General features: G+C 60.4%; 20 protein-coding genes and 1 CRISPR repeat array (1 of these 21 only partly in view). Of the genes, 15 read left to right on the top strand and 5 right to left on the bottom strand.

Going from position 1 to position 25,060, the window contains the following annotated elements; translation table 11 throughout:
* Positions 1 to 60 precede the first annotated feature (60 nt).
* Entirely contained in the window at positions 61 to 1,053 is a 993-nt protein-coding gene (locus IDL90_RS02915; protein WP_187994264.1) for a Dyp-type peroxidase, read from the top strand.
* 98 nt (positions 1,054 to 1,151) lie between these two features.
* Here IDL90_RS02915 and IDL90_RS02910 read toward each other — a convergent pair whose 3' ends face one another.
* Positions 1,152 to 2,108, bottom strand: coding sequence for a hypothetical protein (locus IDL90_RS02910; protein WP_187994263.1), 957 nt, complete (start codon positions 2,106 to 2,108; stop codon positions 1,152 to 1,154).
* A 267-nt stretch (positions 2,109 to 2,375) separates the two neighbouring features.
* Positions 2,376 to 4,070 carry a 3-ketosteroid-delta-1-dehydrogenase gene (locus IDL90_RS02905; RefSeq protein ID WP_187994262.1) on the bottom strand — a complete coding sequence of 565 codons (1,695 nt, stop codon included), beginning with the start codon at positions 4,068 to 4,070 and terminating at the stop codon, positions 2,376 to 2,378.
* 142 nt (positions 4,071 to 4,212) lie between these two features.
* Here IDL90_RS02905 and IDL90_RS02900 point away from each other — a divergent pair, with 142 nt between their 5' ends.
* From IDL90_RS02900 to IDL90_RS02890, 3 genes are read left to right on the top strand one after another with little or no spacing between them, the layout of a single operon-like run.
* Positions 4,213 to 4,746 carry a TetR/AcrR family transcriptional regulator gene (locus IDL90_RS02900; protein ID WP_187994261.1) on the top strand — a complete coding sequence of 178 codons (534 nt, stop codon included), beginning with the start codon at positions 4,213 to 4,215 and terminating at the stop codon, positions 4,744 to 4,746.
* A 36-nt stretch (positions 4,747 to 4,782) separates the two neighbouring features.
* Positions 4,783 to 5,577, top strand: coding sequence for a YaaA family protein (locus IDL90_RS02895; protein ID WP_187994260.1), 795 nt, complete (start codon positions 4,783 to 4,785; stop codon positions 5,575 to 5,577).
* A 37-nt stretch (positions 5,578 to 5,614) separates the two neighbouring features.
* Positions 5,615 to 7,360 carry a hypothetical protein gene (locus tag IDL90_RS02890; RefSeq protein WP_187994259.1) on the top strand — a complete coding sequence of 582 codons (1,746 nt, stop codon included), beginning with the start codon at positions 5,615 to 5,617 and terminating at the stop codon, positions 7,358 to 7,360.
* Between the two features lie 48 nt (positions 7,361 to 7,408).
* Here IDL90_RS02890 and IDL90_RS02885 read toward each other — a convergent pair whose 3' ends face one another.
* Entirely contained in the window at positions 7,409 to 8,530 is a 1,122-nt protein-coding gene (locus IDL90_RS02885) for a LacI family DNA-binding transcriptional regulator (protein WP_187994258.1), read from the bottom strand.
* An 888-nt stretch (positions 8,531 to 9,418) separates the two neighbouring features.
* Between IDL90_RS02885 and IDL90_RS02880 the strand changes: the two genes are divergently transcribed.
* Complete coding sequence (locus IDL90_RS02880; protein WP_187994257.1) at positions 9,419 to 10,726, top strand: MFS transporter; 1,308 nt, start codon at positions 9,419 to 9,421, stop codon at positions 10,724 to 10,726.
* 27 nt (positions 10,727 to 10,753) lie between these two features.
* A complete protein-coding gene (locus IDL90_RS02875) occupies positions 10,754 to 12,235 on the top strand; it encodes a glycoside hydrolase family 32 protein (RefSeq protein WP_187994256.1) in 1,482 nt (493 codons plus the stop codon).
* A gap of 54 nt (positions 12,236 to 12,289) precedes the next feature.
* On the opposite strand, the gene IDL90_RS02870 is transcribed toward IDL90_RS02875, so the two are convergent.
* Positions 12,290 to 12,718 carry a DUF1801 domain-containing protein gene (locus IDL90_RS02870; protein ID WP_187994255.1) on the bottom strand — a complete coding sequence of 143 codons (429 nt, stop codon included), beginning with the start codon at positions 12,716 to 12,718 and terminating at the stop codon, positions 12,290 to 12,292.
* A gap of 178 nt (positions 12,719 to 12,896) precedes the next feature.
* Here IDL90_RS02870 and IDL90_RS02865 point away from each other — a divergent pair, with 178 nt between their 5' ends.
* Complete coding sequence (locus IDL90_RS02865; protein ID WP_223175116.1) at positions 12,897 to 14,060, top strand: GTPase family protein; 1,164 nt, start codon at positions 12,897 to 12,899, stop codon at positions 14,058 to 14,060.
* A 35-nt stretch (positions 14,061 to 14,095) separates the two neighbouring features.
* Here the strand turns inward: IDL90_RS02865 and IDL90_RS02860 are convergent, their stop codons facing one another.
* On the bottom strand, positions 14,096 to 14,407 hold the full coding sequence (locus IDL90_RS02860; RefSeq protein WP_187994320.1) for a thiamine-binding protein: 312 nt from the start codon (positions 14,405 to 14,407) through the stop codon (positions 14,096 to 14,098).
* Positions 14,408 to 15,353: 946 nt separating this feature from the next.
* Between IDL90_RS02860 and cas3 the strand changes: the two genes are divergently transcribed.
* From cas3 to cas2e, 8 genes are read left to right on the top strand one after another with little or no spacing between them, the layout of a single operon-like run.
* The gene (gene cas3, locus IDL90_RS02855) at positions 15,354 to 18,200 is read left to right on the top strand and encodes a CRISPR-associated helicase Cas3' (RefSeq protein ID WP_187994254.1); all 2,847 of its coding nucleotides are present in this window, start codon (positions 15,354 to 15,356) and stop codon (positions 18,198 to 18,200) included.
* The gene (gene casA / locus IDL90_RS02850; protein ID WP_187994253.1) at positions 18,197 to 19,915 is read left to right on the top strand and encodes a type I-E CRISPR-associated protein Cse1/CasA; all 1,719 of its coding nucleotides are present in this window, start codon (positions 18,197 to 18,199) and stop codon (positions 19,913 to 19,915) included. The genes cas3 and casA overlap by 4 nt, the downstream gene beginning before the upstream one ends.
* Positions 19,908 to 20,531: a type I-E CRISPR-associated protein Cse2/CasB gene (gene casB, locus IDL90_RS02845; RefSeq protein ID WP_187994252.1), complete on the top strand. Its 624-nt coding sequence runs from the start codon at positions 19,908 to 19,910 to the stop codon at positions 20,529 to 20,531. The genes casA and casB overlap by 8 nt, the downstream gene beginning before the upstream one ends.
* 58 nt (positions 20,532 to 20,589) lie before the next feature.
* Entirely contained in the window at positions 20,590 to 21,738 is a 1,149-nt protein-coding gene (cas7e, locus tag IDL90_RS02840) for a type I-E CRISPR-associated protein Cas7/Cse4/CasC (protein ID WP_187994251.1), read from the top strand.
* A complete protein-coding gene (gene cas5e, locus IDL90_RS02835) occupies positions 21,735 to 22,436 on the top strand; it encodes a type I-E CRISPR-associated protein Cas5/CasD (protein WP_187994250.1) in 702 nt (233 codons plus the stop codon). Before cas7e ends, cas5e begins: the two co-directional genes overlap by 4 nt.
* Positions 22,436 to 23,107, top strand: coding sequence for a type I-E CRISPR-associated protein Cas6/Cse3/CasE (cas6e, locus tag IDL90_RS02830; RefSeq protein ID WP_187994249.1), 672 nt, complete (start codon positions 22,436 to 22,438; stop codon positions 23,105 to 23,107). The genes cas5e and cas6e overlap by 1 nt, the downstream gene beginning before the upstream one ends.
* Positions 23,108 to 23,109: 2 nt before the next feature.
* Positions 23,110 to 24,087 (top strand): type I-E CRISPR-associated endonuclease Cas1e, encoded by a 978-nt coding sequence (cas1e, locus tag IDL90_RS02825; protein WP_187994248.1) that lies wholly within the window; start codon positions 23,110 to 23,112, stop codon positions 24,085 to 24,087.
* Positions 24,075 to 24,461 (top strand): type I-E CRISPR-associated endoribonuclease Cas2e, encoded by a 387-nt coding sequence (gene cas2e, locus IDL90_RS02820; RefSeq protein WP_187994247.1) that lies wholly within the window; start codon positions 24,075 to 24,077, stop codon positions 24,459 to 24,461. Before cas1e ends, cas2e begins: the two co-directional genes overlap by 13 nt.
* Positions 24,462 to 24,479: 18 nt before the next feature.
* A CRISPR array of direct repeats spans positions 24,480 to 25,060; the repeat unit is 28 nt; unit sequence GTGCTCCCCGCGTGAGCGGGGATGATCC; it runs 11,226 nt beyond the window's last position.

Genomic DNA, 25,060 nt, shown 5'->3' with positions numbered 1-25,060 from the left:
CCTGCGGCTAGGTTGCACCCACGTCCTGCGAGGTCTTTGGTTGCTGAGTAGGCTTGATCCATGCCTACTCCAAGAGAAATTGCTGCAGCGGCGCAGCGCGAAACTCCTCTTCCCAACGTCCCCCAGGATATTGACACCCTGCTAACTTCGGCTGCGGCCTTCCTGGTTGTCTCCATCAAAGATGGGCCTGAGAATGTGGCGGCCGTGCAGGCTACCCTCGGCGACGTGGCCAACCTAGTCAAGGCGGTGGCGTTCCGTGACCTCACCGCGCAGGTGAGTTGCAGCGCGGCCGTTGGATCGCGTGTGTGGGATGAAGTCATGGCACCCGCCGTTACCCCTGGCGCGGTCCCAGCAGAGCTGAAGCCCTTCACAGAGATTAAAGGCAGCAAACACACCGCTATCTCCACTCCGGGAGACCTCCTTTTCCACATTAGGGCCAACCGCCCCGACCTCGTCTTCGAACTGGAGAAGCTCATCGTTGATTCGCTGGGCTCCTCTGTGACCGTCGAGGACGAGGTAAGTGGGTTCCGCTACTTCGATGACAGGGACCTGCTGGGCTTTGTCGACGGCACGGCAAACCCCGTGGGCGCGCACCTGACCCAAGCGAGCCTTGTCGGCCCGGAAGATCCCGAGTTCGCCGGGGGTGCCTACGTGGTTGTGCAGAACTACCAGCACAACCTGGGGGCCTGGAACCGACTCACTGTCGAGAACCAGGAGGCCATTGTCGGTCACCGCAAGCTCGACAACGTTGAGCTCCCCGACGCCGTCGAGGGGCAAAAATCCCACAAGACTCTCAACACCATAACGCTAGATGGGGTGGAGTTCGACATCCTGCGCGACAACATGCCCTTCGGCGCACCGGGTGAGGCGCTGTACGGCACGTACTTCATTGGCTACACCAGGTACCTGTGGGTGCTAGAGAAGATGCTTGAGAACATGTACCTGGGGGACCCGCCTCCGCTGTACGACAAGATCCTCGACTTCTCGACGCCGACGACGGGGACGACGTTCTTCGCGCCTCCGGCGTCCATGTTGGCGGCGTTGGGGGACTAGGCGGGGCATGTCCCGGATGCTACCGGTGCTAACTACACTGTTGTGGCTCACAAAATGCTGTTACGGACGGCTTTTCGTGCCACAACAGTGAAGTTAGCCTAGGCAGAGGCCACCGAGTACGTCACACTCATCGCGTGCTGCTCGCCAGGTGCCAGCGTGACGGCGTTGGCGTGCGCATTGCCGCTTTCAACGCAGACGAACTGCTTCCATTCGCACGTCGACAAATCGGGGAGGTCATGCGACGCGGCCTCACCCGGATTCCACACGATTGTGGAGGCCGCATTCTCCGGGTCAATGCGGATGGCTCTGCCCAGCGTGGGGTCGACAATCCGCGGCCGGGCCGGGGTGGAGTAGACACGGTCAACCATCCCGTCAAAACGCAGCGGGACATGCTCCGTCTCCACCTCAGGCGAGGGCGGGGCCGCGTTGAGGTACTCGATACCCTTCAAACCTTCGATGCGGATCTGTGTAACATCCCCGACTCGGAAATAGGTGTGAAGTGCGGTTTCGTAGCGGAAGGCCTCGGGCCCGGTGTTAACAACCCGGAACTGTAGCCGCAACGTATCGCCTGTGTAGTCGACCTGGTAGAACGCCTCGAACGGATGAACGAGGGCGACGCTTGCGGGCACGTCCTCGCCCGTCAGGCGGTAGGTCGCGGTGCCGCCGTCGTCGTCTTGGTTCCCGAGGATCCGGGCCCAGGGGAGAAGGTTCGCGAAGCCGTGCTTGGCGTCGCCGGCGTCGGAGGCGAGGAAGGGTGGCGTGGTGGCCTCGTTGCCACCGGGCAGGCCCGCCGGGGAGCCTTCGGGGGCTTCACTGTGATCGCCGGATAAGGTGGCGCTGGGGTTTTCGGAGAGGGCGGCGAGGGCGCCCGTGCGCAGGTCAGGGGCCACTCCGAACCAGGGGAAGCAAATGGGGATACCGCCGTGGGGGCACTTACCGACGGCGTAATCAGCGTTCTCGGGACTGAAGATCAGGGAGCCAAACCGGGCAGAGTCCCACTGGGAGATCTGCGCGCCACCACGGTGGATGCTCAGGGTTGTCACGCTGTCTGTCATGGTGTCACTTTCGTCAGGAGGGCCTGGGAGCAATCCTTCCATGCCAGTCGCCCGAGGGCGCGCCGAGCCAGCGCAATTTTCGGGCCCCAAACGCGCCGAGCCGACGTGATTCTCGGGCCCCAACGCGAAATGTATACGTGGGGACGACGGATGCGTCTGGGGTAGGGACCCCAGAGGCACATTTCGCCCCCACGTATACATTTCAGCGGGTGGTTGCTTGCAGTGGGTGGGTGCCGGCAGCGGGTGGGTGCCGGCAGTGGGTGGGTGCTACTTCCTTGTTGCCGCGTCCTTCGCCGCCAGGTGCCCGAACACCAAACCCTGGGAGATGGTTGCCCCCGCACCCGGGTAGACATGCCCGAAGGTGTTGCCAGCCGTGTTACCGATCGCGTAGAGCCCGGGGATAACCTCCCCGTCCTCGCGCTGCACGCGCGCCGCACCGTCCGCCATCAGCCCGCCACAAGTTCCCAGGTCAGACAGGGAAACGTGAACGGCGTACAACTTGCCCTCGATGGGACGCAAGTTGGGGTTGGGCTTCACGGTGGGGTCACCGTAGTAGCGGTCGTACGCGGAATCCCCGCGGTGGAAGTCGCCGTCGATGCCAGCCTCAGCCATCTGGTTGAACTCGCGCAGTTCAGTCGTGAAGGCCTGCACCGGCACGCCCATCTTCTCAGCAAGCTCACGCGGGTTGTCGCCACGCACCACAATCCCCGCGTCGTACCACTCCTTGGGGAACGGCATGGTCGGGAACACGGCCCCGGCAAAGACGTAGCGGTTGCGGTACTTCTGGTCCATGACCAGCCACATGTCATTGATCTCGCGGCCATTCGCCCTGTTCTCGAGGACGGTCTGCCCGAAGCCCATGTAGCCGGTGGCTTCGTTCACGAAGCGCGTGCCGGTCTCGTCAACAATAATCGAGCCGGGAAGGGCGCGCTCCGACAGCAGCACCATGGGTGCCCCGCCCTCGGTGAGCGGCGTGACCGACGGGAACCACCATGCTTCGTGCATGAGGCGCAGTCCCGCGCCGACCTTCTCAGCCGCAACAATCGCGTCGCCTTCGTTCGTTTCCGCACCGAGGGAGATGTCCTTCTTGAGGGTTTCCGACTGGTACTTGCGACGCATCTCCATGTTGTGGTCGAAGCCGCCTGCCGCCAGCACCACGCCCTTGCGGGCCTTGACGGTAACGCGCTTGCCGTCCTGTTCAAGGATGGCGCCCTTGACTTCGCCGTCTTCCTCGATGAGTTCGACCAGCTTCGTCGTCGTCCAAATCGGGATGCCTGCGTCGATTGTGCCGGCAAAGAGACCCGCGGCGAGCGCCTGGCCGCCCGCGGTGTACTCACGCTTGATCGCCAGTCCACCGACGCCCTGGACGACACGTTTGATGATCTTGGGGAATGAAGTCAGCGGCGTGCGGGTCATCAGGTTCATCCACTTGTAGTCCGCGCCGGTGACGGGCATTGGAATCGGTGCGGCCATGCTGGTTGCGCGCAGACGACCTCGTTCTTCGCCGAGGACGGAGGCATCAAGCGGCTTGGACTCGCAGGTGCGGCCGATTGCGGCACCACCTGGGTTTTCGGGATGGTAGTCCGAGTAGCCTTCCGCCCAGAAGAACTCCAGGGGAGTGGTGCGCTCTACCATCGCGATGGCTTCGGGGCCGTTCTCAAGGAAGGAGTTCCAGCGGTCGGTGGGGGAATCCTCAACGATTGCGCCCAGGTATTCGCGTCCGCTTTCCACGGTGTCTTTGAAGCCGTCACGGATCAGCGCGGGGTTCGCCGGAACCCAGTAGGCGCCGCCGGAAAGTGCGGTGGAACCCCCAATGACGTTCGCCTTTTCTGCGACGAGGACGTCCAGTCCCAGCTCCTCGGCGGACAGGGCTGCTGCTAGGCCAGTTCCTGATCCGATGACTAGTAGGTCGACTTCGGTGTCATGTGCAACCGGGCCGGCTGGGATTTCTGCTTTGCTCATTCTTTGGCTCCAGATGTGTAGTGAGAGGTTGGTGGCGGTCGTCTTCGACGCCCTCATCTATTCTGACGCCTTACTAGCCAATCGGCAAGTAGGGAAGATAGGTTGTGACCATGAGCCAGAGAATGCCGTGTAGGTTGTCACCATGAGTCGAGGAAAATCGAGCCCCGTCCAGATCACGAGCGCAGCCCTGAGGCTCTTTGGTGAGTATGGAGTGCACGGCACTTCGTTGCAGATGATTGCCGACGAGCTCGGCGTAAGTAAGGCCGCGGTCTACTATCACTTTCGCTCCAAGCACGACATTGTTGCCGCGGTACTGAAGCCAGCCATGGACGGTCTGGCCGACCTAGTGGTGTCGGCGCGTGAATGCGCTGATCAGCAGTGCCGGGTTGAGACCGTTGTCGAGGGGCTCGCGGATGGCGCCATCGCACACCGTGAGGTGTATTCCGTGGTGCTTCGAGATGTGGCGGCGCTGTCGGTGGTCAGCGCAGAGGGGGATTTGCTGGGGGAACTGCACTCCCACCTGCTTGGGGACAGTGAAGATCCGGTGCGGCAGATGAAGGTGGCGATGTTCCTCTCCGGACTGGTTGCGCCCGCGGTCGACCAGAATGTCAGTCGCATGGCGGATGGGGAGATGCGCGACGCGATTGTTGCGGTGGGGATGGAGTTGGCCGGGTAGCCTATTCAAGGCATTTTGAACACGAGGAGACCTGGCATGCAGATATGGCTTCCGCCCTCTGAAAGTAAGGCGGCGGCGACGGTAGGTCCGCGGCTCGAGTTGGGTACGCTGGTGTTTCCCGAGTTGGCGGGCGCTCGGTCCGCCGTGATCGCGGCGCTTCAAGAGTTGGGAGCGGGGGAGGACGCTGCGCGGGTCCTTAAGCTGGGCGCCAAATCTGCCGCCGATGCTGATGCGAATCTCCGGTTGTTCGAGGACGGCTGCGCGCCCGCCCTCGACCTCTATACGGGAGTGCTTTTTGAGGCGTTGGATGTGGGTTCTCTGACTGATACGCAGGCGCGAAAACTCAACAGTGTCACGCTGGTCTCTTCGGGCCTGTTTGGGTTTGTTCGTCCCGGGGACTTTATTCCGGGTCACCGGCTGGCAATGGGGGTGAACCTACCGCCGTTGGGGCCGCTGGCGACGTGGTGGCGTCCTCGGCTTGAGGCTGCGGTGGGGGACTTGGCCGGTGAAGTGGTGTTTGATGTCCGCTCAGGTCCCTACCGGGCAGCGTGTCCTGCGAAGTCCGCCAGCGTCGTGGAGTTGGGGGTTGTGAGGGAGAGCGGCGGAGAGCGCAAAGTTGTCAGCCACATGGCGAAGAAGTGGCGGGGTCTGGCGGTGCGGCACCTGGTGCGTGACCGGTTGGTGACGGAGGACGCGGACTTGGCCGAGGTGCTGACCTCCCTGGAGGTTTTGGGCGCGAACTTGGAGGGGCGGCTCGAAGTTGATGCTCCGGTGGCCAGCCGAGGGGGCGGGGCCGTCACGCGGGCAACGCTGGTCTTTCCCTCAGCGTGAACCCCAGATGTCGGAGGTGGCAAGTAGGCTGTGAGGTATGACAGACGACACTTTCGACGAACTCGACCTCGTACGCAACTTGCGTCGCGACCTCGACGCAGACACGCCAATGCACCTGCTCTACTCGGCTGCCATGATCTCGGAAATGGCGGAGTCTGGGGAAGAGCCGAACGTCAGGGTTAGAGATCTGGCGAACTCGATGATTGAGGTTGCGGAACCTGAGACGGACGCGCTGCTCCTGGTGTGGGCCGAAATGCTGGGTGATGATCTGCTGAAGAGGCGCATCCATCGGGTCGTGAAGCCCAGAGCGGAAGTGCTGCCCGCGTGGCTGGCTGAAATCGCGCGGCTGCGACCCGTGAAGGCAGTGTCGCTACGCAGTCCGGTGGATACTGAAGAGACGATCGTGGTTGAGGTGCGGGGGCCTCGGGGGCATTTTTCGATCATGGCGGGCCTGGATCTGATGGGCATTCCCTTTCTTGAAGATGCGTACCCTTTGGAGGACGACATTGAGCAGATCAGGGCTCGGGTCCACGCCATGGCGATCCCGGCAGGGTTGCGTCCGAGGATCGTTGAGTTGAGTTTGGCGGATGCCCGCGCGCGTTTAGACTCTGCCGTTGAACATGCCGGACGCATGTTTCCCCCCGTTGAAACCGATACGTGGCCGGCCATGCAGCCGCTCTTGGAATGGCAGTTGAGGCTCATGCCGACTGGTGGCAGGAGTTTTGAATTGGATGAGTGGGACGATGAGCGAAGGGATGCGCTGGAGCAGACGTTCCTAGATTCCCCTCACGCTGCTGGCCTTGATGCTGAGAGTGCGAGCATGCATGTCTCCTTACTTATCGACTTCGCATGTAACTACGGTACGGGTGACCCCAGGCAGTGGAGCAACGTGTTGGTTCAGAGGATGCTCTTGGAGCTCATCCCTCGCAAGGTCCTTTATCCATTCGAAGATATGGTGGGGATCCCGGCGACCATGTCAAGATTCATCGACTTTGCCCACGGGGAGCTTGGTGTGCCACCAGACTTCACCGAGCACACCCAGCATGCCCTGGAGGAGGCAGCGCCTCAGTATCTCAGTGCAATCGCCCGGGACGCCAATGCTCAATCTGAGAGGGGCCAGCGGATGCGGCTTGTGTCTGAGATGTGGCCGGAGGGGTTCGAGGTGGCTGGACAAGCTGCCTCCGGGTTTCCTGAGCCAACGTATGAAGAGCTGGCACTGCGCACTCGCGAAGGTATGGCTGTCGAGGTTGGGGGCGTGGAAGCCTTTGAGAGCCTCGGTGTGGAGCCTTTGCCCAGCGGGGAAGACGTTGCGCTGGAGCTGGTTAGTGATGACATTGTCGAGCGGGTGAAGGCAGTCGCACAAATGATTACCGACGTGGCAGGCGACTTTTTCCAAGACCCGGAGATGGTCACGGCAAGCCTGCGCACGCTCACTCTGGTTGCGGCAAGTAACCCGGCTAGCATTCTCAGGGGTGCAAACGATGCCAATACTGCCGCAACCGTGTGTTGGATCAGTGGTCGGAACAATGAATGGTTTGACCGCAGTGTCAAGGGCCGCACCATCAATGCAATGAAGGAAGCATTTGGAACCAGAGCGGACCTGCCCGCCCGTGCAGTGACGATGCTGAAGTACTACGATACGGCGCTAAACACCACTCACAGGCTGGCGCTGGGGGATCCCCAGCTGCTTACCTCGACCCGCAGGATGATGCTGGTGGACTGGCGGGAGAAGTCAGATTTGTTGCTGTCTCTCTCCAGGCAAGCAGACGGGGAGCAGCGGTAGCGGCCCGCAGGGGCTACCGGGGGCGTGGGTCTGCGATGGAGCCCCGTTCTACCGGGGGCGTAGGTCTGCGACAGAGCCGCGCTCGACGAGGGGCATGGGGATGAGGAACTCGGGGTCGGCCTCGGGGTTAGCTTTGGCGCTGGCACGGCCATCGCCGACGGGGTTGGCTCCGGGCTCGCCCTCGCCCTCGCCTTCGTCCTCGTCGTTGGGTTCTGAGGCTTTGTGCCGCGCCGACACCTGCTCGCCGACCCAGTTGGCGGCGAACCGTCCCATCTCTTCATACGGGAGGCGCATTGTGGTGAGATCCAGGTACTCCGCCAACTGTTCGTCGTCAAAGGACATGATCGAAAGGTCTTTCGGGACACTCAAGCCCAGCTCAGTTGCGGCCTGGTAGACACCAAAGGCAAGGCGATCATTTGCGGTCACCACCGCGGTTAGTTCGGTCGTGCGCAGCAGTTCTAGGGCTGCGATCCTGCCGGGAGCAGGGTCCCAGTAGCGGACATGCTGTTCGGCTACGAAAGAGAGGCCGGCTTGCGCCATCGCGTCGTCGAGGCCGGCGAAGCGGCGCCCAATAGACACCGACCGGGTCGGATCCAGAAGGTCCTCATGGCGGCCAATCAACCCGATACGGGTGTGGCCGTGGTCAATAAGGTATTGGGCGGCGTCGCGGCCGGCCGCGAACTCGTCGGGAAGTACGGACGCTAGTCCGTCACTTGATCCATTGACGATGATGGCGGGAACAGACTTGGCCGAGGGTGGAAGCTCGATACGGCGCGCTGCCATCAAGCCGACAAGTAGGCCATCGACCCGCCGGTTGAGCAGGTCGGCGAGGGCTTCGTCTCGACTTTCGGCGTGGCCTGCCGATTCACTGATGAGGACGACGCGCCCGTCTGCCTGAGCTTGATTGACCGCGCCGGCGATCATGGCGGAGGCGTACCTGGTGATGGTGACCTCATCCGAGATGAAGCCCAGAGTTTCACTGCGCCCCGTACGTAACGATCGTGCCCTAGGGTCTGCTGAGTACCCCATCTCGGCAGCGGTCGCGCGGATCTTCTCGGCGGTAGCTTCGGCAATGCGCGTGCCGGGGCGGTCCGCAAGGACAAGGGAGACAGTGGTTGGTGAGTAGCCGGAACGTTTTGCAACCTGGGCAAGGGTGACGCGCTTCTTCATTGCTTTGCCCGCCTCTCGGTAAAACGCCTACTTGGGACAACATCCTATGCGCACGAGGCGTGTGGAGCCGTAGCGCGCGATCGCCACCGCACTCGCTCTACCACCGCCCCCGCCGCAGCTCCAGCCGTCTCTTCATCGCTCCCGCCGTGAAATGTTCACGTTGGGATCAAATACATGCTTGGGGTCGATACCCGCGACCCACCTTGCGCCCCAACGTATACATTTCGTGCTTGGGGGTGGGGCGGCTGCCTGCAAGCGCGGGTTGCCAGGCTCTTTGGAGTCGGTGGGTTGTTGTTGGCTTGTTGTTGAGGTTGGTACCGGCGCTACCCGTGTCATAAGGGAGCGAGTTATGCCTAACGGAGCGGGTTTGGCGTGCATAACACTGTGATTCCAAGGAAAATGGGACCAAACTCGCTCCGTTAGGCATTACTCGCTCCGTAAGGCGTAACCGGCACCGTACGGCGTAGCAGTCATCGCTTCCCATTTCCCAACCCAGGCTCACAGGCAGCTTGACACAGGCGGTCTTGAGGGTACTTGTGGTGGTTTTTGGCTCGTTTGCCGTTCCAGAAGTAGCAAATTTGCGAAAGGTGGCGTGAGACCGAGGCGCAAGACGTGACCTCAAGCCCCGCAACGGTGAACCGCATAGGACCAAAGGGCCTCCCGAGGTCGCGAGAGCCGCTCGTAGCACACGAGTGTGACCTACTGCACACAAATGCATGTTGAGAAGCTGTTGGAACGGGGCTCCGAGCGCCATTCTGAAAGCGCAAAAACGATTTAGCAAATAACTTCTGAATCCTTGATCCTTCAGTCGGGCTTTCGGATCCAGGGGTTGCGGGCTTTCACAACATAGGCGTTAGAAGAGACACCTCAACAAGGAGAGGGGCAAAGATGGCCCAGATAGCGTCCAACCTCAAGAACAGGTCCTACCTGCAGAACTCGGTAGCGATTCTGCTGTTTTTCGCATCGTGGGGGATCTGGTGGTCCTTCTTCCAGCTCTGGCTCACCAAACCCGCAGCCGAAGGCGGCCTAGGTTTCGACGGCGGCCAGGTCGGCACGATCTACTCCATTAACTCGGCCGCAACCCTGGTCATCATGTTCTTCTACGGGACCATGCAGGACCGCCTAGGAACTAAGCGCCACCTGGCAATCCTCCTCGGAGTGATCGCCACTTGCATCGGCCCCTTCGTCAACTTCGTGTACCGCCCTCTCCTTGAGTCCAACTTCTGGCTCGGTACCATCGTCGGTGCGATCGTCCTCTCCGCCGGGTTTATGGCAGGCGCGGGCCTCATGGAAGCCATTGCAGAACGCATGAGCCGCCTGCACAACTTCGAGTACGGCCAAGCCCGCATGTGGGGTTCGTTCGGCTACGCCCTCGTCGCTCTCGTTGCAGGATTCCTCTTCGTGGTGAACCCTGCCCTCAACTTCTGGGTTGGTTCCGCATTCGGTTTGGCGCTGCTTCTCGTCCAACTGCTGTGGAAGGTGAAGGAACCCGTCCACGTTGTGGATGGCATCGAAGAAGCCCCCTCCGTTCCTGGCATCCGGGAAATGCTCGGCCTGCTGAAGATGCCGACACTGTGGGCAGTGATCCTCTTCGTCATCGGGTCGTGGACGTTCTACAACCTCTTTGACCAGCAGATGTTCCCCGACTTCTACACCGGCCTCTTCGAAAGCAAGGCCCGCGGCGAGCAGGTCTACGGCATCCTCAACTCCGTGCAGGTCTTCGCTGAAGCGATCATGATGGGTCTGATCCCCATCCTCATGCGCAAAGTTGGCGTCAAGACCTCCCTGATGATGGGTGTAACCGTCATGGCGCTGCGCATCCTGGGTTGCGCGGTGTTCACGGACCCGGTCATCGTCTCCGGCGTCAAGATGCTCCACGCCATCGAGGTCCCGCTGTTCATCCTGCCGATCTTCCGCTACTTCACCTTGCACTTCAACCCGCTGCTGTCCGCGACCCTCTACATGGTTGGCTTCCAAATCGCCTCGCAGATCGGCTCTGTAATCCTCTCCCCGCCCATGGGTGCGTTACGTGACTCCATTGGCTACCAGCCCACCTTCTTTGTCATCTCCGCAATCGTTGCCGTTGCAGGCGTGTACGCCTTCTTCGTCCTCAAACCGGATGACAAAGACGTCCTCGGCGACCCGTTCATTCGGGATGGCGCCAAGACCGACCCCGTCACGATCGCAGTCAACTAACTCCACTCAACGAAGAAGGGAAACGCCATGAAAGAACAGATCGAAAAAGCCGAGGCCGCAGTTCACGAGCTACTTGAGAACAGGAAGGACCGCTGGTACCCGAACTTCCACATCGCACCCCTCGCCGGGTGGATGAATGACCCCAACGGCCTGTCATTCTTCAACGACCGCTACCAGGTGTACTTCCAGCACAACCCGTACTCACCGGTTTGGGGGCCGATGCACTGGGGTCATGTCTCCTCTTCCGACTTGGTGACGTGGCGCCGCGAACCGATCGCGTTTGCGCCCTCGGTCGAAGAGGATAAGGACGGCGTCTTCTCCGGCTCCGCCGTCGTCAATGACGACAAGCTCTACACCTATTACACCGGCCACCGCTGGCGCAACGGTGTGAACGAGGACGAGGGCAACCTTCAAGTCCAGATGATGGCCACCTCCAAAGACGGCATCACCTTTGACGACAAGAAGATGATCGTTGACTCGCCGGAGGGTCTGCTGCACTTCCGCGACCCTAAGGTGTGGAAGATGGGTGAGACCTGGTACATGGTCTTTGGTGCCTGTTCTGCGGAGAATCGTGGTCAGGTGTGGCTATACGCCTCCGATGACATGGAGAAATGGAGTTTTGACAGGATCCTTTTCCAGGATCCCGATCCCAAGGTCTTCATGCTGGAGTGCCCCGACCTCTTCCCCGTCGGTGACAAGTGGATCCTCATGTACGGGCCGATGGGGCCCGACCCCGTTGGTTATGGTTCCCGCAACGGCCACAACGCCGGCTACGTCGTTGGGAACTGGGCGCCGGGGGAGGACTTTGAGCCCCTCACCAACTACCGCCCCGGGGACTGGGGGCACAACTTCTACGCCCCGCAGTCTTTTGAGGCCCCCGATGGGCGGCGGATTCTGTTCGGGTGGATGGGCGCCTTCACGCTTCCCATCGTTTCCCAGAACGAGGACGGATGGAGCGGCCAGCTAACCGTTCCACGCGAGGTGTCACTGAATGAGGACCTGACCTGGAACACCAAGCCAATCGCTGAACTTGAGTCGCTGCGGGTCAGTACCGAGGACTTGGGTTCCTTCGTCGTCCCGACCAACACCACCCAGATTCTCGTCGAGGACGCGGGGCCCATGGAGATTGAACTGCAGGTCGACCTCGAACAAACCACTTCGGAACGCGTTGGTCTGCTGATCCACAAGACCGAGTCTGGCGCCCACACCTTTGTCGGGTACGACGACCTCGCCCAGCGTGTCTTCATCGACAGGCGCCTCGCCGGCCATTGTGACCGTGGCTACCGCGCCGCGCCGTACCGTGGTGGACGCAAGCTGAACCTGCGGATTTTTGTCGACAACGGTTCGATTGAGGTGTTCGTGGATGGGGGAGTCGAGGCCGTGACCTCTTTCAGTTTCCCCCTCGATGGGCCGCGCTCCCTGGAGATCTCTAGCGAGTCGGGTCCGATCCAAGTTGACTCGTTGAAGATTCACCGTCTGCGCTCAATCTGGGAGACGCCAGACAAGTAAGTACGAGGGCGGAGCGCCGTGGCTGCACGTTGTTGTGGCCACGGCGTTCCCCGTTTAAGGGCGTCCCGCTTCCTGCATTGTCACCCGCAGCGACTGCTCTAGGAGCTCCCGCAAAACCTCCCGATCGACTTTTTCGAGACGCGTGATGTACAGGCAGGCTTTGCTCGCCCTGTGGGGGCCGAGGGCGGCAAGGAGCTCCGGCCACCGCTCTGCGAACCCGCTGACTAGGTAGATGGTGTGGTTGCTGGGCCCGGGCGCGAATGCCAGCAGGGGAGCGGTGCCGCCATGACCGCTGGGGTAGCGGTATTCGTACTCACCGAAGCCAATGATGCGGCCAGCCCAAACCCGGGGCTCTTCTCCGGTGATCTGTTGGTGCAGGGCTATCAACTCGTCGACCTCGGCGCGTCTGGGACCGCTGGCCCGGTCGGCCACGTCCTCGACAGACATGTTGGAGGGAACCATTGCAGGTGCTTTCTTTGCCATCATTTCCTCCCGAGTTGAGTTCAGCTCGCCCCTGTTCAGCGCGTCGCCGCGTGTCACAAGGTTAGTTGTAATGCCACGTGAGGGTCGCCGCGTCGTACAAGTGGCCGCGCAACCCCCGATGGGGCGCCGTAGACTTGATACTGGTGGCATTGGGGCCCCACGAGTGAGCGGAGTAGTGGTGAAACGCAACAGGCAGTCAACGGGTATGCCGCAGTTCGCCACGGCAGCTTTTGCGGATGCCGCAACGGAGAACCGGCGGCGCTTTGGACGCTTCAACCTGGGGATTGTGGGTGAGACCGGAGTGGGGAAATCCTCCCTGGTCAACGCAGTGTTTGGGGAGGCCCGGGCGAGGGTCGGAGTTGGCCTACCGGTGACGCGAGGAGTGAACTATTATCACGAGGGCGCCCTCGGAATCTGGGACTTCGAAGGGTTCGAAATCGGTGGCGGCGCGCCCCAACTGCTCCGGGAAAACCTGCGGAAAATCGCTGAACGCCCCGCTGACGAGCAGATCTCAGTTGTTTGGTACTGCGTCCTCTCGAGCGCCGGAAGGCTCACCCGTACCGACATCGCGATGATCAACGAACTGGAGGCCGCGGGCCTGCCCGTCATCATCGTCCTCACCAAAGTCGATTGGGACCGCAACCCGGTGACCGGCAAGATGGCGCCCTCGTACGCTGCAGAAACACTGAAGCAGTGGATTGAGAATCCGCGGGACGAGGTCGGAAGACCCATCACCATACACAATCGGGGAGTCGTCCTGACCTCCGCCGTGAACAGCAAGGGGAAGGGCGTGGGGTACGGCCTCAGTGATCTCGTAGAAAGAACGCTGGAGCTTTCGCCCGCAAGCGAGAAGGATGCCTTTCGCATCGTCCAAACGCTCAACCTGGGGTGGAAAAGGGACATGGCGCGGCGCGATGTCACAGCCGCTACAGCGAGTGCTGCAGCTGCGGCCGCGGTTCCCATTCCCATCGCGACGGCCGCGGTCCTAGCACCCATCCAGTTGGCGATGATGGGGCGGGTTGCGGTGGTTTACAACCTCGAACTCAGGTCGGTGTTTTCCGTATCCGCCCTCGCGCAACTGGCGACCCAGATGACGGGGAGGGCGCTTGCGGCGAGTCTGGTCAAGTTCATCCCCGGGGCGGGCAGCGTCATTGACGCGGCAGTGGCCTCCGCGCTGACGGCGGCGACGGGTGAGGGGTGGACCCGGTTCTGCGAAGCGATCTACACCGGGAAGGTGGACCTGCGTTCAGCCGAGGCCGTGTGGCAACGGTACGCACCGACTGCGGCCAGTGTGTTCGCGCAGTGGGCGGCAGCGAAGCGGACGAAGGCGGCGCGGCAGTAGATCTGGGGCAACCCGGAGAGCTACCGGTTGGCGGTCTAGTCCTCCCGGTCGATGAGCGCAGTCTCGAGGCGTTCGATCTTGTTGTCGATTTCGCCCTCGTACCCGGGGCGGATGTCAGCTTTGAGGACCAGGGAAACGCGGCTGCCAAACGGTTCTACGGCTTCGGTGGCGGCCTTGACGACGGCGAAGACTTCGTCCCAGGTGCCCTCCAGCTCTGTGAACATGCTGGTGGTGCGGTTGAGCAGGCCCGAATCCCGGACCACCTGCACGGCTGCTGCGACGGCGTCGTGGACGGAGGCGTCCTTGCGGCCGGTTCCTGACGGGGCGACCGAGAATGCGACGATCATGTTGTGGGGCCTTTCGGGTGGGGTGCGGTTCTTACCACCAGGGTAGCTGGAGGCGCCAGGAGCTGTGGCAATCGGACTTTCTAGAGCGCGACGTTCCCGTTTATTCAATAGGGCCGCTCGCACCTGGGCGGCATACTCGCGCATTGCGTCCTCATCGTCCAGGAACTCTTGTGCAACCACAGCGTCAAGACGGTTTCCGTGTGTTCCTTTACCTTCGTATGTAGGCAGTGAGGTAATGATATTGGAGGACTTCAATGCAATGGAGCTGGTGTTGCGGAAGCTGTCCGGCAGCTCACTTGGGTGATTGACGCGATCGCCGTGCAGGATCCCATCCCGAAGGAGAGTCGAAAGCTGTAGAGCCGCTTCGCTGGTGGGCTCGATGTACTTCCAGTTGTTACGGCTCAGGACGTCCGCTACCAGGACGATCTCGTCGTAGATCCAGTTCACTCTCGTCAGTTTCTGCTTCGCAGCCATCACGCACACTGTCCCTTGATCTCTATCGGGCGAGTCTTTCCCCGCCGCGCTAACTCCTAGGACCCCTTGGCTCCGCCCCGAGTTTCTTGAGAGTCTGGGGACCGCGAAGTGCCAACCTCCGGTCCTGGGACCTCAACTGGAAACCGTAATTGTCGGAACCATGATTCACAATGTTGAGGACAAGCCCCGCTCACGCGGGGAGCAGCTTTCTTCTGTATCTTCCGTATCTGAGTAACGGATCATCCCGACCGGAGGTCGGCATACTCGAGAGTCTAGCTTCTGGACTCTGGCAAATCCGCTGTCGTTGATTTGGTCGCTTACATATCTTAGTAAGTTGCAGATTCTGAGTACCACGTGTACTCTCCTAGTCAGCAGCCGGCTTTGGTTTTTCGGACGGTTACAGGAAATAGGTTTACGCTTAAAAAGTTGGCGTGTTGCTACGCCAGCCAACTGAACGAAGAGGTTCATTGAAATGAAGGAACAGGCGGCTCCCCAGGATCGCTTAGTGCGCGCGGCGTGGGCGAAATCGGATCGTTTGACCGATGACTGGTACCCGCTCTGGGCTCACCTGCAGGACGCCGCAGCGGTGGCAGACCTGTTGTTCCCACAGTTTCTTTCGGAGTCTCAACGTACACTTCTTGCCGAGACGTTCGGGTCGGAGGAACGTGCCCGCAAGCTAGCGGTGTGGCTTGGGGCAGTTCACGATACTGGTAAAGCCACATCGGCCTTCGCTATGCAGGTGGACCCACTTCGCACTCGAATGGAAGAAGCTGGGTTTGAGTTCCCTAATGATCCTAGCCCACAAGAGCGTCGATCTTACCCGCACGGTCTCGCTGGGCAGCGGGCAATTGTGCAGTATCTTGCCCCCTGGGTTGAAGAGTCTCGCAGCAATCGGACGAAGATTCGAGCTCTTGCGGAGATTGTCGGAGGACACCACGGTGTCTTTCCGCAGCAGACGGTAATTCCCCCTGCTTTTGACTTATGGGAGCCGCCCCAGTGGTCGCCGGTCCGCAAAGCGCTGCTGCAACGAGCGGATCAGCTGGCTGAGCTCGACGAGGACGATTGGGTGCAGATCCTTGCTGCCAGGATCACCGAACCAGTCCAGGCCCTACTTGGCGGGTTTCTTATTGTGTGCGATTGGATTGCCTCAGACACCAGATTCTTCCCTACGTCGCCACTGGGGGCGGAGCCGGGCTACTCACCGCTGGTGAGCGCCCAGCGAGCAGTACAGACTTTGAACTTTGGAGAGGGTTGGGCTCCAGCACTTGTCGCTGACTATTCCGACTACTACGAAGATCGTTTTGCGATTGCTACACCTCATCCCGTACAGACGGATGCACTAAGGGTCGTGAATGATCTACGCGAGCCATCCCTGGTGCTCGTCGAAGCCCCGACGGGGGAAGGAAAGACTGAGATCGGTCTGTCGTGCGCAGAAGCGATGGCTCAGCAGTTTGGAATGAACGGTCTACTAGTAGTGCTGCCAACGAGGGCGACCACCAACGCAATGTTCGGAAGGGTTCTGACCTGGCTGAAGCGCACGATTCCCGAGGGTGGATCCGCCACCGCAACGCTAGCCCATGGCAAGGCTGAGTTCGATGAGGACTTCCAAGAACTTCGGCGAGCGGGATACCGGGCGCAGATGTTTGACGAGGACGGAAGCCCACGCGGTGTTCATGATCCTGGCAATGCCAGCGTGACAGCCAACCAGTGGTTTCAAGGCCGCAAGAAGAACGTGTTCTCAAACTTTGTGGTCGGCACCGTCGACCAACTGCTCTTCACCGCACTCAAGTCGAAGCACCTCACGCTGCGCCATCTCGGGTTCGGCTCAAAGGTAGTGGTCATTGATGAGGTTCACGCTGCTGATACCTTTATGCAGACCTACCTGCATCGCACCCTGGAATGGCTTGGTGCCTATGGAGTCCCAGTGGTGGCACTCTCAGCAACACTGCCGCCGATGCAGCGTCAAGCACTGCTTGCCTCCTATCGGCGTGGCGCAAGAACCCGAATGGGTCAGCGCCCCACCGACGAACAGTCGACTGCGCAGATCGTGGGCGCAGCCAAAGCACCGCAGTATCCTCTGCTCACGGCGATTGGGGCCACTCGCCTGGCGCAGGTTGCTCCTGAGCAATCGGGGCGCGTGACGACCTACCGGATCTCAGAGGTCGATGAGGATGACCGTGTGGACGCAGTTATCCGGGCGGCAGGCCGTGGCGGCTGCATTGCAGTCGTCCTCGACACCGTTGACAGAGCACAGAGAACCTTCGAGGAGTTGGCGCTGCGAAGTGGATGCGAGGTCGAGTTGTTCCATTCCCGCTTCACTGCAGAGTCGAGAGGCATCCGCGAAAAGGAGCTGGTGCGCAGACTTGGCAAGGACGCGAGCGACCGTCCCAAAGCAATGATTGTGGTCGCCACACAAGTTATCGAAGCTTCGCTGGATGTCGACTTCGACATGATGTTCACAGATTTTGCACCCACTGATCTCTTGCTACAGCGCATAGGCCGAGTCCATCGTCACGCTCGAGCCTCAAGTCAGCGCCCCGCGAACATGGGTGAGGCACAGATCGTCTTGACCGGTGGGAGCGGCATCCTTCACGGCGAAGAAGCGCCGAAGTTTGAGAAGGGCGTGCGTAGCGTATATGGGGACTCTCTTTTACTCCGCTCAGCTGCAGTCCTGCGCGCGCTGTTTGCCGAGAGGGGAGAGCAGGTGGTCTCCATCCCCCAGGATGTTGCGAACCTAATCCGTGCCACGTACGAAGAGGAAAGCGATGTTCCCCCCGCCTGGCAGGAGGTCTTCGAGCAGGCTGAAGAGAAACGCGCGGCCAAAGACTCCGACCAGAAGAAACGGAGTGCGGCCTTCTCGATCGCGGCACCTGGAACCGGACATATCGCTGCCTGGAGCGCCGCCGGATACGACGAGGCCTCCGAAGAGCGGGGAGCTGCGCAGGTGCGTGATGCTGAGCTATCGGTCGAGGTCGTCCTCGTGCAACAGAGGGACGGGAATGTCTATCCGCTTCCATGGCTCGCCCCAGAGTTTCGAGACGTTGCTGTGGACTCAATGACAGGGGTCGATGAGAGGGTCGCGCGTGAGGTCGCGAAGTGCACGGTCTCGCTTCCATCGTGGTTGATGAGAGGCTCAGGGCTGGACCGCACTCTCGATGACCTCGAGAACTGCGGGTTTGAGGGGTGGCAGCGGTCGTACTGGCTGAAGGGGGTCCTGCCGCTAGTGCTCGACGAAGAACTGCGCGCGGTCATTGGAGGCCAGCGACTGCGCTACGACGAGGAAGTCGGATTGGTAGTTGAAGGAAAGGAGTTGGCATGACTGAAGAGAATGATCAAACCAGGGAGTTCAACCTCATCGATGAGGCGTGGATTCCCGTCATAGACAAAGAAGGGAGCCCACGGGAAGTATCTATTCGCGAAGCACTGCTCAATGCTCATGAGTACCGCGACTTAGGTGGAGAACTTGCAACAACCCGGTTTGCCATCGCGCGATTGCTTCTCGCAATCATCTACCGCGCACTGGATACGGATCGGCTCGCGAACCGGTGGGAGGAAGACCCCAAGGAAATTTGGGAGGAACTGTGGCACGCTGAAACGCTCCCTAGCGAACCAATCCAGCGGTACCTAGACCAGCACGCTCCACGCTTCAATCTGACTGATGCCACTGAGCCGTTTATGCAGGTGCCCAATCTTGAGACAGCCAAGGGCGAATGGAGGCCAGTCGACCTCATCATGGCCGATGTAGATGTCGACCGTCCACTCTTCACCATGCGGTCGCAGATCGAAACCATGACTCTTCCTGAAGCAGCACGCTGGCTGATCCACGCCAACGCCTATGACTACTCCGGTATCAAGTCAGGGGTGATAGGTGATGAGAGAGTGAAGAATGGGAAGAGCTACCCAATGGGCGTAGGGTGGTGCGGCTGGCTCGGCGGAGTGTTGCTCACCGGCACTGACCTGCGTGAAACTCTCCTACTCAACTACGTTGCTGATCGTCCGGAAATTGATGACAAGGACGTCCCCATATGGGAACAACCTCCGTTGCAGCCACGCGAGCGTAAGACAAGCGAAATAGGGTCCGTGGGGCCGATCGCGCTCATGACTTGGCCCCAGCGACGCTTTCGGCTCAAGTTCAAAGATGACGTAGTGGATGGCGTTCTGGTTTCGAACGGAGACGCACTCGACTACACCATCCAGCATCAGACAGAACTAATGTCGGGCTGGCGCTTTAGTCAACCACAGAGCCAAAAGGCCAAATCGGTCAGATACATGCCGCAGACCTGGACCCCCGGGAGGTCCCTGTGGCGAGGACTTGGAACTCTACTGCCGTATGGGGACCAAGCAAAGTTACCGGAAAAGATCACCAAGCGATGGAACGTAACAGCAGCTGCCCTACCTCCTGCCAACATCAAGTGGCTGAAGGACTTGGTGGACGATGAGATTCTCCCGCCTGAGTACGTAGTAGAGGTGACGACAGTCGGTGTTGAATACGGAGCGCAGATGGCAAGCTTCGCTGAAGTCATCTCCGACAGGCTTGGATTTGCCGCAGCGCTTGCGGACACGGCCAAATATGCTGACCTTCTCCAAGTAGCGCAGGCAGCGGTTACCAACGCAGAAGCCGCGGTGCGGGCAGTTGGTGGCTTCGCTCGCGACCTTGACAAGGCTTCCGGGGGAAGCGGTGACGATGTCGCTGAGGACCCTCAAGCTAACCTCTACGCACACCTAGATCAGGTCTACAGGCAGTGGCTGCTACGCATTACTCCTGGGTGCGATGGTCTTGGACTTCTCTCCACGTGGAAGGAGATCGTGAGGCGTATGGCTCGTGAAGAGGTGGACGCCATGCTCCAAACCGTGTCGCCAAGCGCGTGGACCGGGCGAATCAACTCAGTCACGGGCCGTCCGGTCTCCGTCGCAACGGCGCTACGTACGTTCGAGTACCAGATCCGCACCGCCCTCGGGGACAGTCCTGCACACCAGGACAGGCGAACAGAAACACCATCCAACCAGGACAGACAGGAGGTCGCTCATGACTGAGAAACCTGAAAATGATCGCGAACCACGCCCTCGAAATGCGCAAAGCTACGCGGGCCAAGTGGTCTCGCAACTCCAGGGCACTTACCAAAGTGGGGTTCCCTCCGCGCGTGCCACGATGGCGCAACTCCGCAGACTCGACCCCGCCACCGACGAGGGTGTTCTTGAGGTAATGAGCATCGCCTTCGCGGACCCTCCCGAAGAGATCTTGGGAAGGGGAGATAGCGCTTCTCGGGAGGAGATTGCCGTGGCTTCCGCCCTCGTCCTCTACTCCATCCACCAGCAGTCGAAGAGTCAACCTATGCACGTTCCTGGGGTGGGCCTTGGGGCCGCGGTGCGCAGGCTCGCGAACCCGGGTGATGCGGATAGCCGCGAGAAGCCGGTGATGCGAAGGTTCCAGTCGCTCAACACGGCCACCGACATCAAAGAGGTCCTTTATCACCTGCGTGGTTTGGTCCAGCAGTTCAGGGCCAATGATGTGCCCTTGGATTACTCCCGCCTGACCCGTGACTTGTTGCGGTTGCAGCAACCTCGGTCAGTCACGAGCGTGCGCCTCGGGTGGGCGCGCGACCTCAGTAGAACTGCCAAGAGGGAAGAGGACGGCCCTGCGGCCGAGTGACGAACGCTCACAATTTCAGAATCCACAACAGAAAAACACTTCTCAACTAGGAGGAAAAATGACCCATTCCAGTAATCTCTTCGTCGACGTACACGTACTGCAGACCGTCCCTCCGTCGCTGATTAACCGCGATGACACAGGTTCTCCCAAGTCCGCCGTCTACGGCGGCGTGACGCGGTCACGGGTGTCGAGTCAGGCATGGAAGCGTGCCACCCGGCGAGAGTTTAACGACCACCTTAACCTTGATGAGCTCGGCGAACGCACACTGCGAGTAGTCGAACGCATCGCCAAAAGGATTCAACACCTCAATGGAGAGGTTGATGAGGAGACCGCACTCGAGAAGGCTAAGAGTGTCCTCACTGCAACAAAAATCACGGTTAAGACCGTCAAACCAAAAGCGAATGCTGAAGACCAAACTGAACGTCAGAACACCGGGTACTTGGTGTTCCTGTCTCGTGGACAGATTAACGCGCTCGCCGAGTTGGCTCTGCGCGGGATTAATGGTGAGAGTATCACCAAGAGCAAAGCCCAGAAGGCCCTGACTGATGGTAACTCCGTTGATGTTGCCCTGTTTGGTCGCATGATTGCAGAGGCTCCCGAACTAAACGTGGATGCAGCCTGCCAGGTCGCGCACGCAATCAGTGTTCATGAGGCGGTCACCGAGTACGACTACTTCACGGCCGTTGATGACAACGCACCCGAAGACAACGCGGGTGCCGGAATGATTGGCACCGTGGAGTTCACGTCCTCGACGCTCTATCGTTACGCGACCATCGACGTTAAGAGGCTTGCCGAGAACCTTGGCTCAGAAGAAGCTGCTTTGAGGGCGATCGAAGCGTTTACGCGATCTTTTGTGGTCTCCATGCCCACCGGCAAGCAGAACACTTTCGCTAACAGGACTAGGCCCGGCTTCGTCATGCTTGAGGTACGCAACGACCAGCCGGTGAACCTGGTGGGAGCATTTGAGAATCCGGTCCGGTCGACCAGTGGCGTCTTGCCACAGGCCGCTCAGGAGCTGACGCGATTCGCGGTTGCGGGTGAAGTCGCCTACGGATCGAAGCCGGTCAGGCGTGAGGTCGTGGTGGCAGACCCCAATGCAGAGGAGGCTGTTGCGGCCTTCGAGGGTGCCGTGAACGAAGATAACTTCGAAGACGCCGTGAAAGCCACGATCGAGGCCGTGCGGACCACGCTGGCGGGGGACCGATGAGCACGCTCGTACTCGAGCTTTCTGGACCACTTCAATCCTGGGGTGACGCTAGTCGCTTCGTACGAAGGTCAACGCGTGCGCTCCCGAGCAAGAGTGGCGTGATCGGGCTTCTTGCGGCGGCGCAGGGACGGCGGCGTGCCGATCCGCTTGAAGACCTGGCGAGTTTGAGGTTTGGGGTGCGTCAAGATCAGGCGGGCGCCCTCGTACGCGATTTCCAGACAGCGATCGACTGGCGCACTGGTAAGTCAATGCCACTGTCTCAGCGCTACTACCTTAGTGACGCGAAGTATCTGGCAATGGTCGAGGGCGATCAGGACCTACTCGAGGGATTGGCGGAAGCAGTTCGTTCACCCGTGTTTCCGCTGTACCTGGGTCGGCGCAGTTGCCCGCCCGATCGCCCTCTTGTACTTGGTGTGCGTGAAGGATCGGTAAGGGATGCGATCGCGGATGAGCCTTGGGTTGCGAGTAGTTGGTGGAAGAAGCGCCAGCCGCAGAAGGTGAGGCTTCTCTGGTCTCGGGATGCGGTACCGACGGAAAGTCCCGATGAGAGTCTTCATGACGTGCCCGTCAGCTTTGATCCTCGCCACCGCGAGTATGTTTGGCGCGATGTCGTGCACGGCTGGTTGACAGTGGAGAACCCGGAGGGAAGGAAAATGGCAGAGCACGATCCATTTGCACTATTGGGAGGAGATGCCTGATGTACTTGACGCGAATGAGGTTGAACCCCCGGAGGCGGCAGACCATTCGGTTCCGTAATGACGCACAGGCGATGCATGCAGCTGTCGAGTCATCTTTCCCTCCGAGCAATGTGCCGGACCGCAACCTCTGGCGGCTCGACGGCAGTCGTGAAGAGCCAGCGCTGCTCATTCTTTCGGAGAGAGTTCCGTCCCTGGAGCACCTCCAGGAGCAGGCGGGATGGGAGACCGAGCGAACCTGGGAGACGAAGTCGTATGATCCGCTACTGAGCCGTATCAAGACCGGGCAGCAGTATGCGTTCCGCCTCACTGCCAACCCAACAGGGATTGTTACGGGTGACGATGGCAGAAAGAGACGGCGTGCCCACGTCAGTGCCCAGTACCAGCTCGAGTGGTTAATCGGCAAAGGCGAGCAGATCGGAGCGAGCTTCTACTCAGCAGACTCCACAAACGAGTCTGAGTCATCGTGGAATCCAGTGGTGGTGCAGCGCGAGACTCAACGGTTCAAGCGTGGCGGCTCTCAAGTGACGATCGTCAGAGCGACCTTCCAAGGCGTCCTCGAAGTCACTTCCGCAGACGCCCTTCGAGAGGCCCTGGTGAATGGTGTTGGCCGCGCTAAGGCGTACGGATGTGGGTTACTCACGTTGGCGCCTGTGGCTCGGGGGCGCGACTAGCCATGGCATCTATATCCGGCGTTGAGCCGTCGAGGCCGTCGGAGCTCGCTCGTGTGGAGGACCGCATTAGTTTCGTCTATCTTGAGCACGCTGTAATCGCGCGGGATGCGAATGCTTTGACGGCAACGACGGAAGAGGGGATCATGCATATCCCTAGTGCCGGCTTGCTTGTGCTGCTTCTGGGCCCAGGCACCAACGTGACCCACCAGGCGATGACGGTACTGGCTGATAGCGGTGCCGCCATCGTCTGGGTTGGGGAGCGCGGGGTGCGGTATTACGCAGGTGGTCGACCGTTGGCCAGGTCTTCACGTTTGCTGTTGAAGCAGGCATCCATTGTTTCGAATGGTCGTCGCCGTCTCGCCCTCGCACGCAGAATGTATGAAATGCGGTTTGAAGGCGAAGACACCAGAGCACTCACTATGCAGCAGCTACGTGGACGAGAGGGTGCGCGGATTCGCAACGTGTATCGGGACTGGTCGAAACGCACGGCTGTCGAGTGGGACAAGCGGGACTACAACCCGGATGACTTTGCCGGGGGAGACCCGATTAACCAGGCACTATCCGCGGCGAACGCTTGTCTCTATGGTGTCGTGCATGCGGCGGTTGTGGCAATTGGCTGTTCGCCGGGACTTGGGATTGTCCATACCGGTCACGACCTGAGCTTCGTGTACGACATCGCGGACCTGTACAAAGCAGAGTTTTCCATTCCTGTGGCGTTTGAGATCGTTTCCTCAATAGAGAAGGGTGAAATCGAGCGTGAGAATGCAGACCTGCCACAGCTTGTGAGGCGCGAGATGAGGGATCGTATTCGCGAATCACGGCTGATTGAGAGGATTGTGCGGGATGTCAAGGGTCTCCTTGAGAAGGATGAACTAGAGGGCGAGGTCGAATCTGGTGAGGATAGACATCGCCTGTGGGACCCGAAGGGTGACGTTGAGGCTGGTGCGAATTATGGGGGAGAGGCTCGATGGTTGTCCTGATTCTGACTTCTTGCCCGGCAGGGCTTCGTGGTCACCTTACGAGGTGGCTCATGGAGGTCAGCGCCGGCGTGTTCGTGGGTCGCTTGAACCCCAAGTTGCGCGATCATGTTTGGGACCTGGTGCTTGAGGCCGCGCGTGGGCATGCTCTGATGGTGTTTACTGATCGGGAGCGAGAACAGGGTTTTGGGTTCCGTACTAATGATCACGACTGGGTGCCAACCGACGTCGACGGTGTGACCCTTATGCTGCGACCAGGATTGCGCCGCACCACCAGTTTGCGGAAAGGGTGGTCAAACGCTTCCCGATACCGCAGGAGAAGTTCCAGCAGAGGGGGAATGGCGAAAGTGAATGGGAATCAGCCCTCAGTGGGATAGAGTTGCAGATCAGGAAGTGTGCTCCCCGCGTGAGCGGGGATGATCCGTGAATTCGGCTAGTTTGGTGACGGCGGTTTGAGTGCTCCCCGCGTGAGCGGGGATGATCCCGGCACCACATACCGTGGGTTCCTGGGGTTCCCGTGCTCCCCGCGTGAGCGGGGATGATCCCTCGGTTTCCGCCGCGTCGTCCCCCTGGTTGACGTGCTCCCCGCGTGAGTGGGGATGATCCCCTCAGTCGTAGTCTCCATACCCCAATCATAACGTGCTCCCCGCGTGAGCGGGGATGATCCCGTCAACATGCGCGGATAACCAACCTCCAGGCGGTGCTCCCCGCGTGAGCGGGGATGATCCCACGGCTTCACGTTTTTTCTGCTTCGCTGGCAGGTGCTCCCCGCGTGAGCGGGGATGATCCCCGACCCGCCCGATGATTGGGCAGAAACCGAACGTGCTCCCCGCGTGAGCGGGGATGATCCCTCGGCCCCGGTACCCTCAAGTTCGGGCCCGTAGTGCTCCCCGCGTGAGCGGGGATGATCCCTCGACTACGGAGTATTCGCGGGCGCGGACTTTGTGCTCCCCGCGTGAGCGGGGATGATCCGCAC

It is taken from the genome of Schaalia sp. JY-X159 (genome assembly GCF_014525425.1).
Taxonomy (GTDB): Bacteria; Actinomycetota; Actinomycetes; order Actinomycetales; family Actinomycetaceae; genus Scrofimicrobium.
Note: the sequence above shows the minus strand (reverse complement) of the source record. Positions and strands in the feature narration are given on the sequence as shown.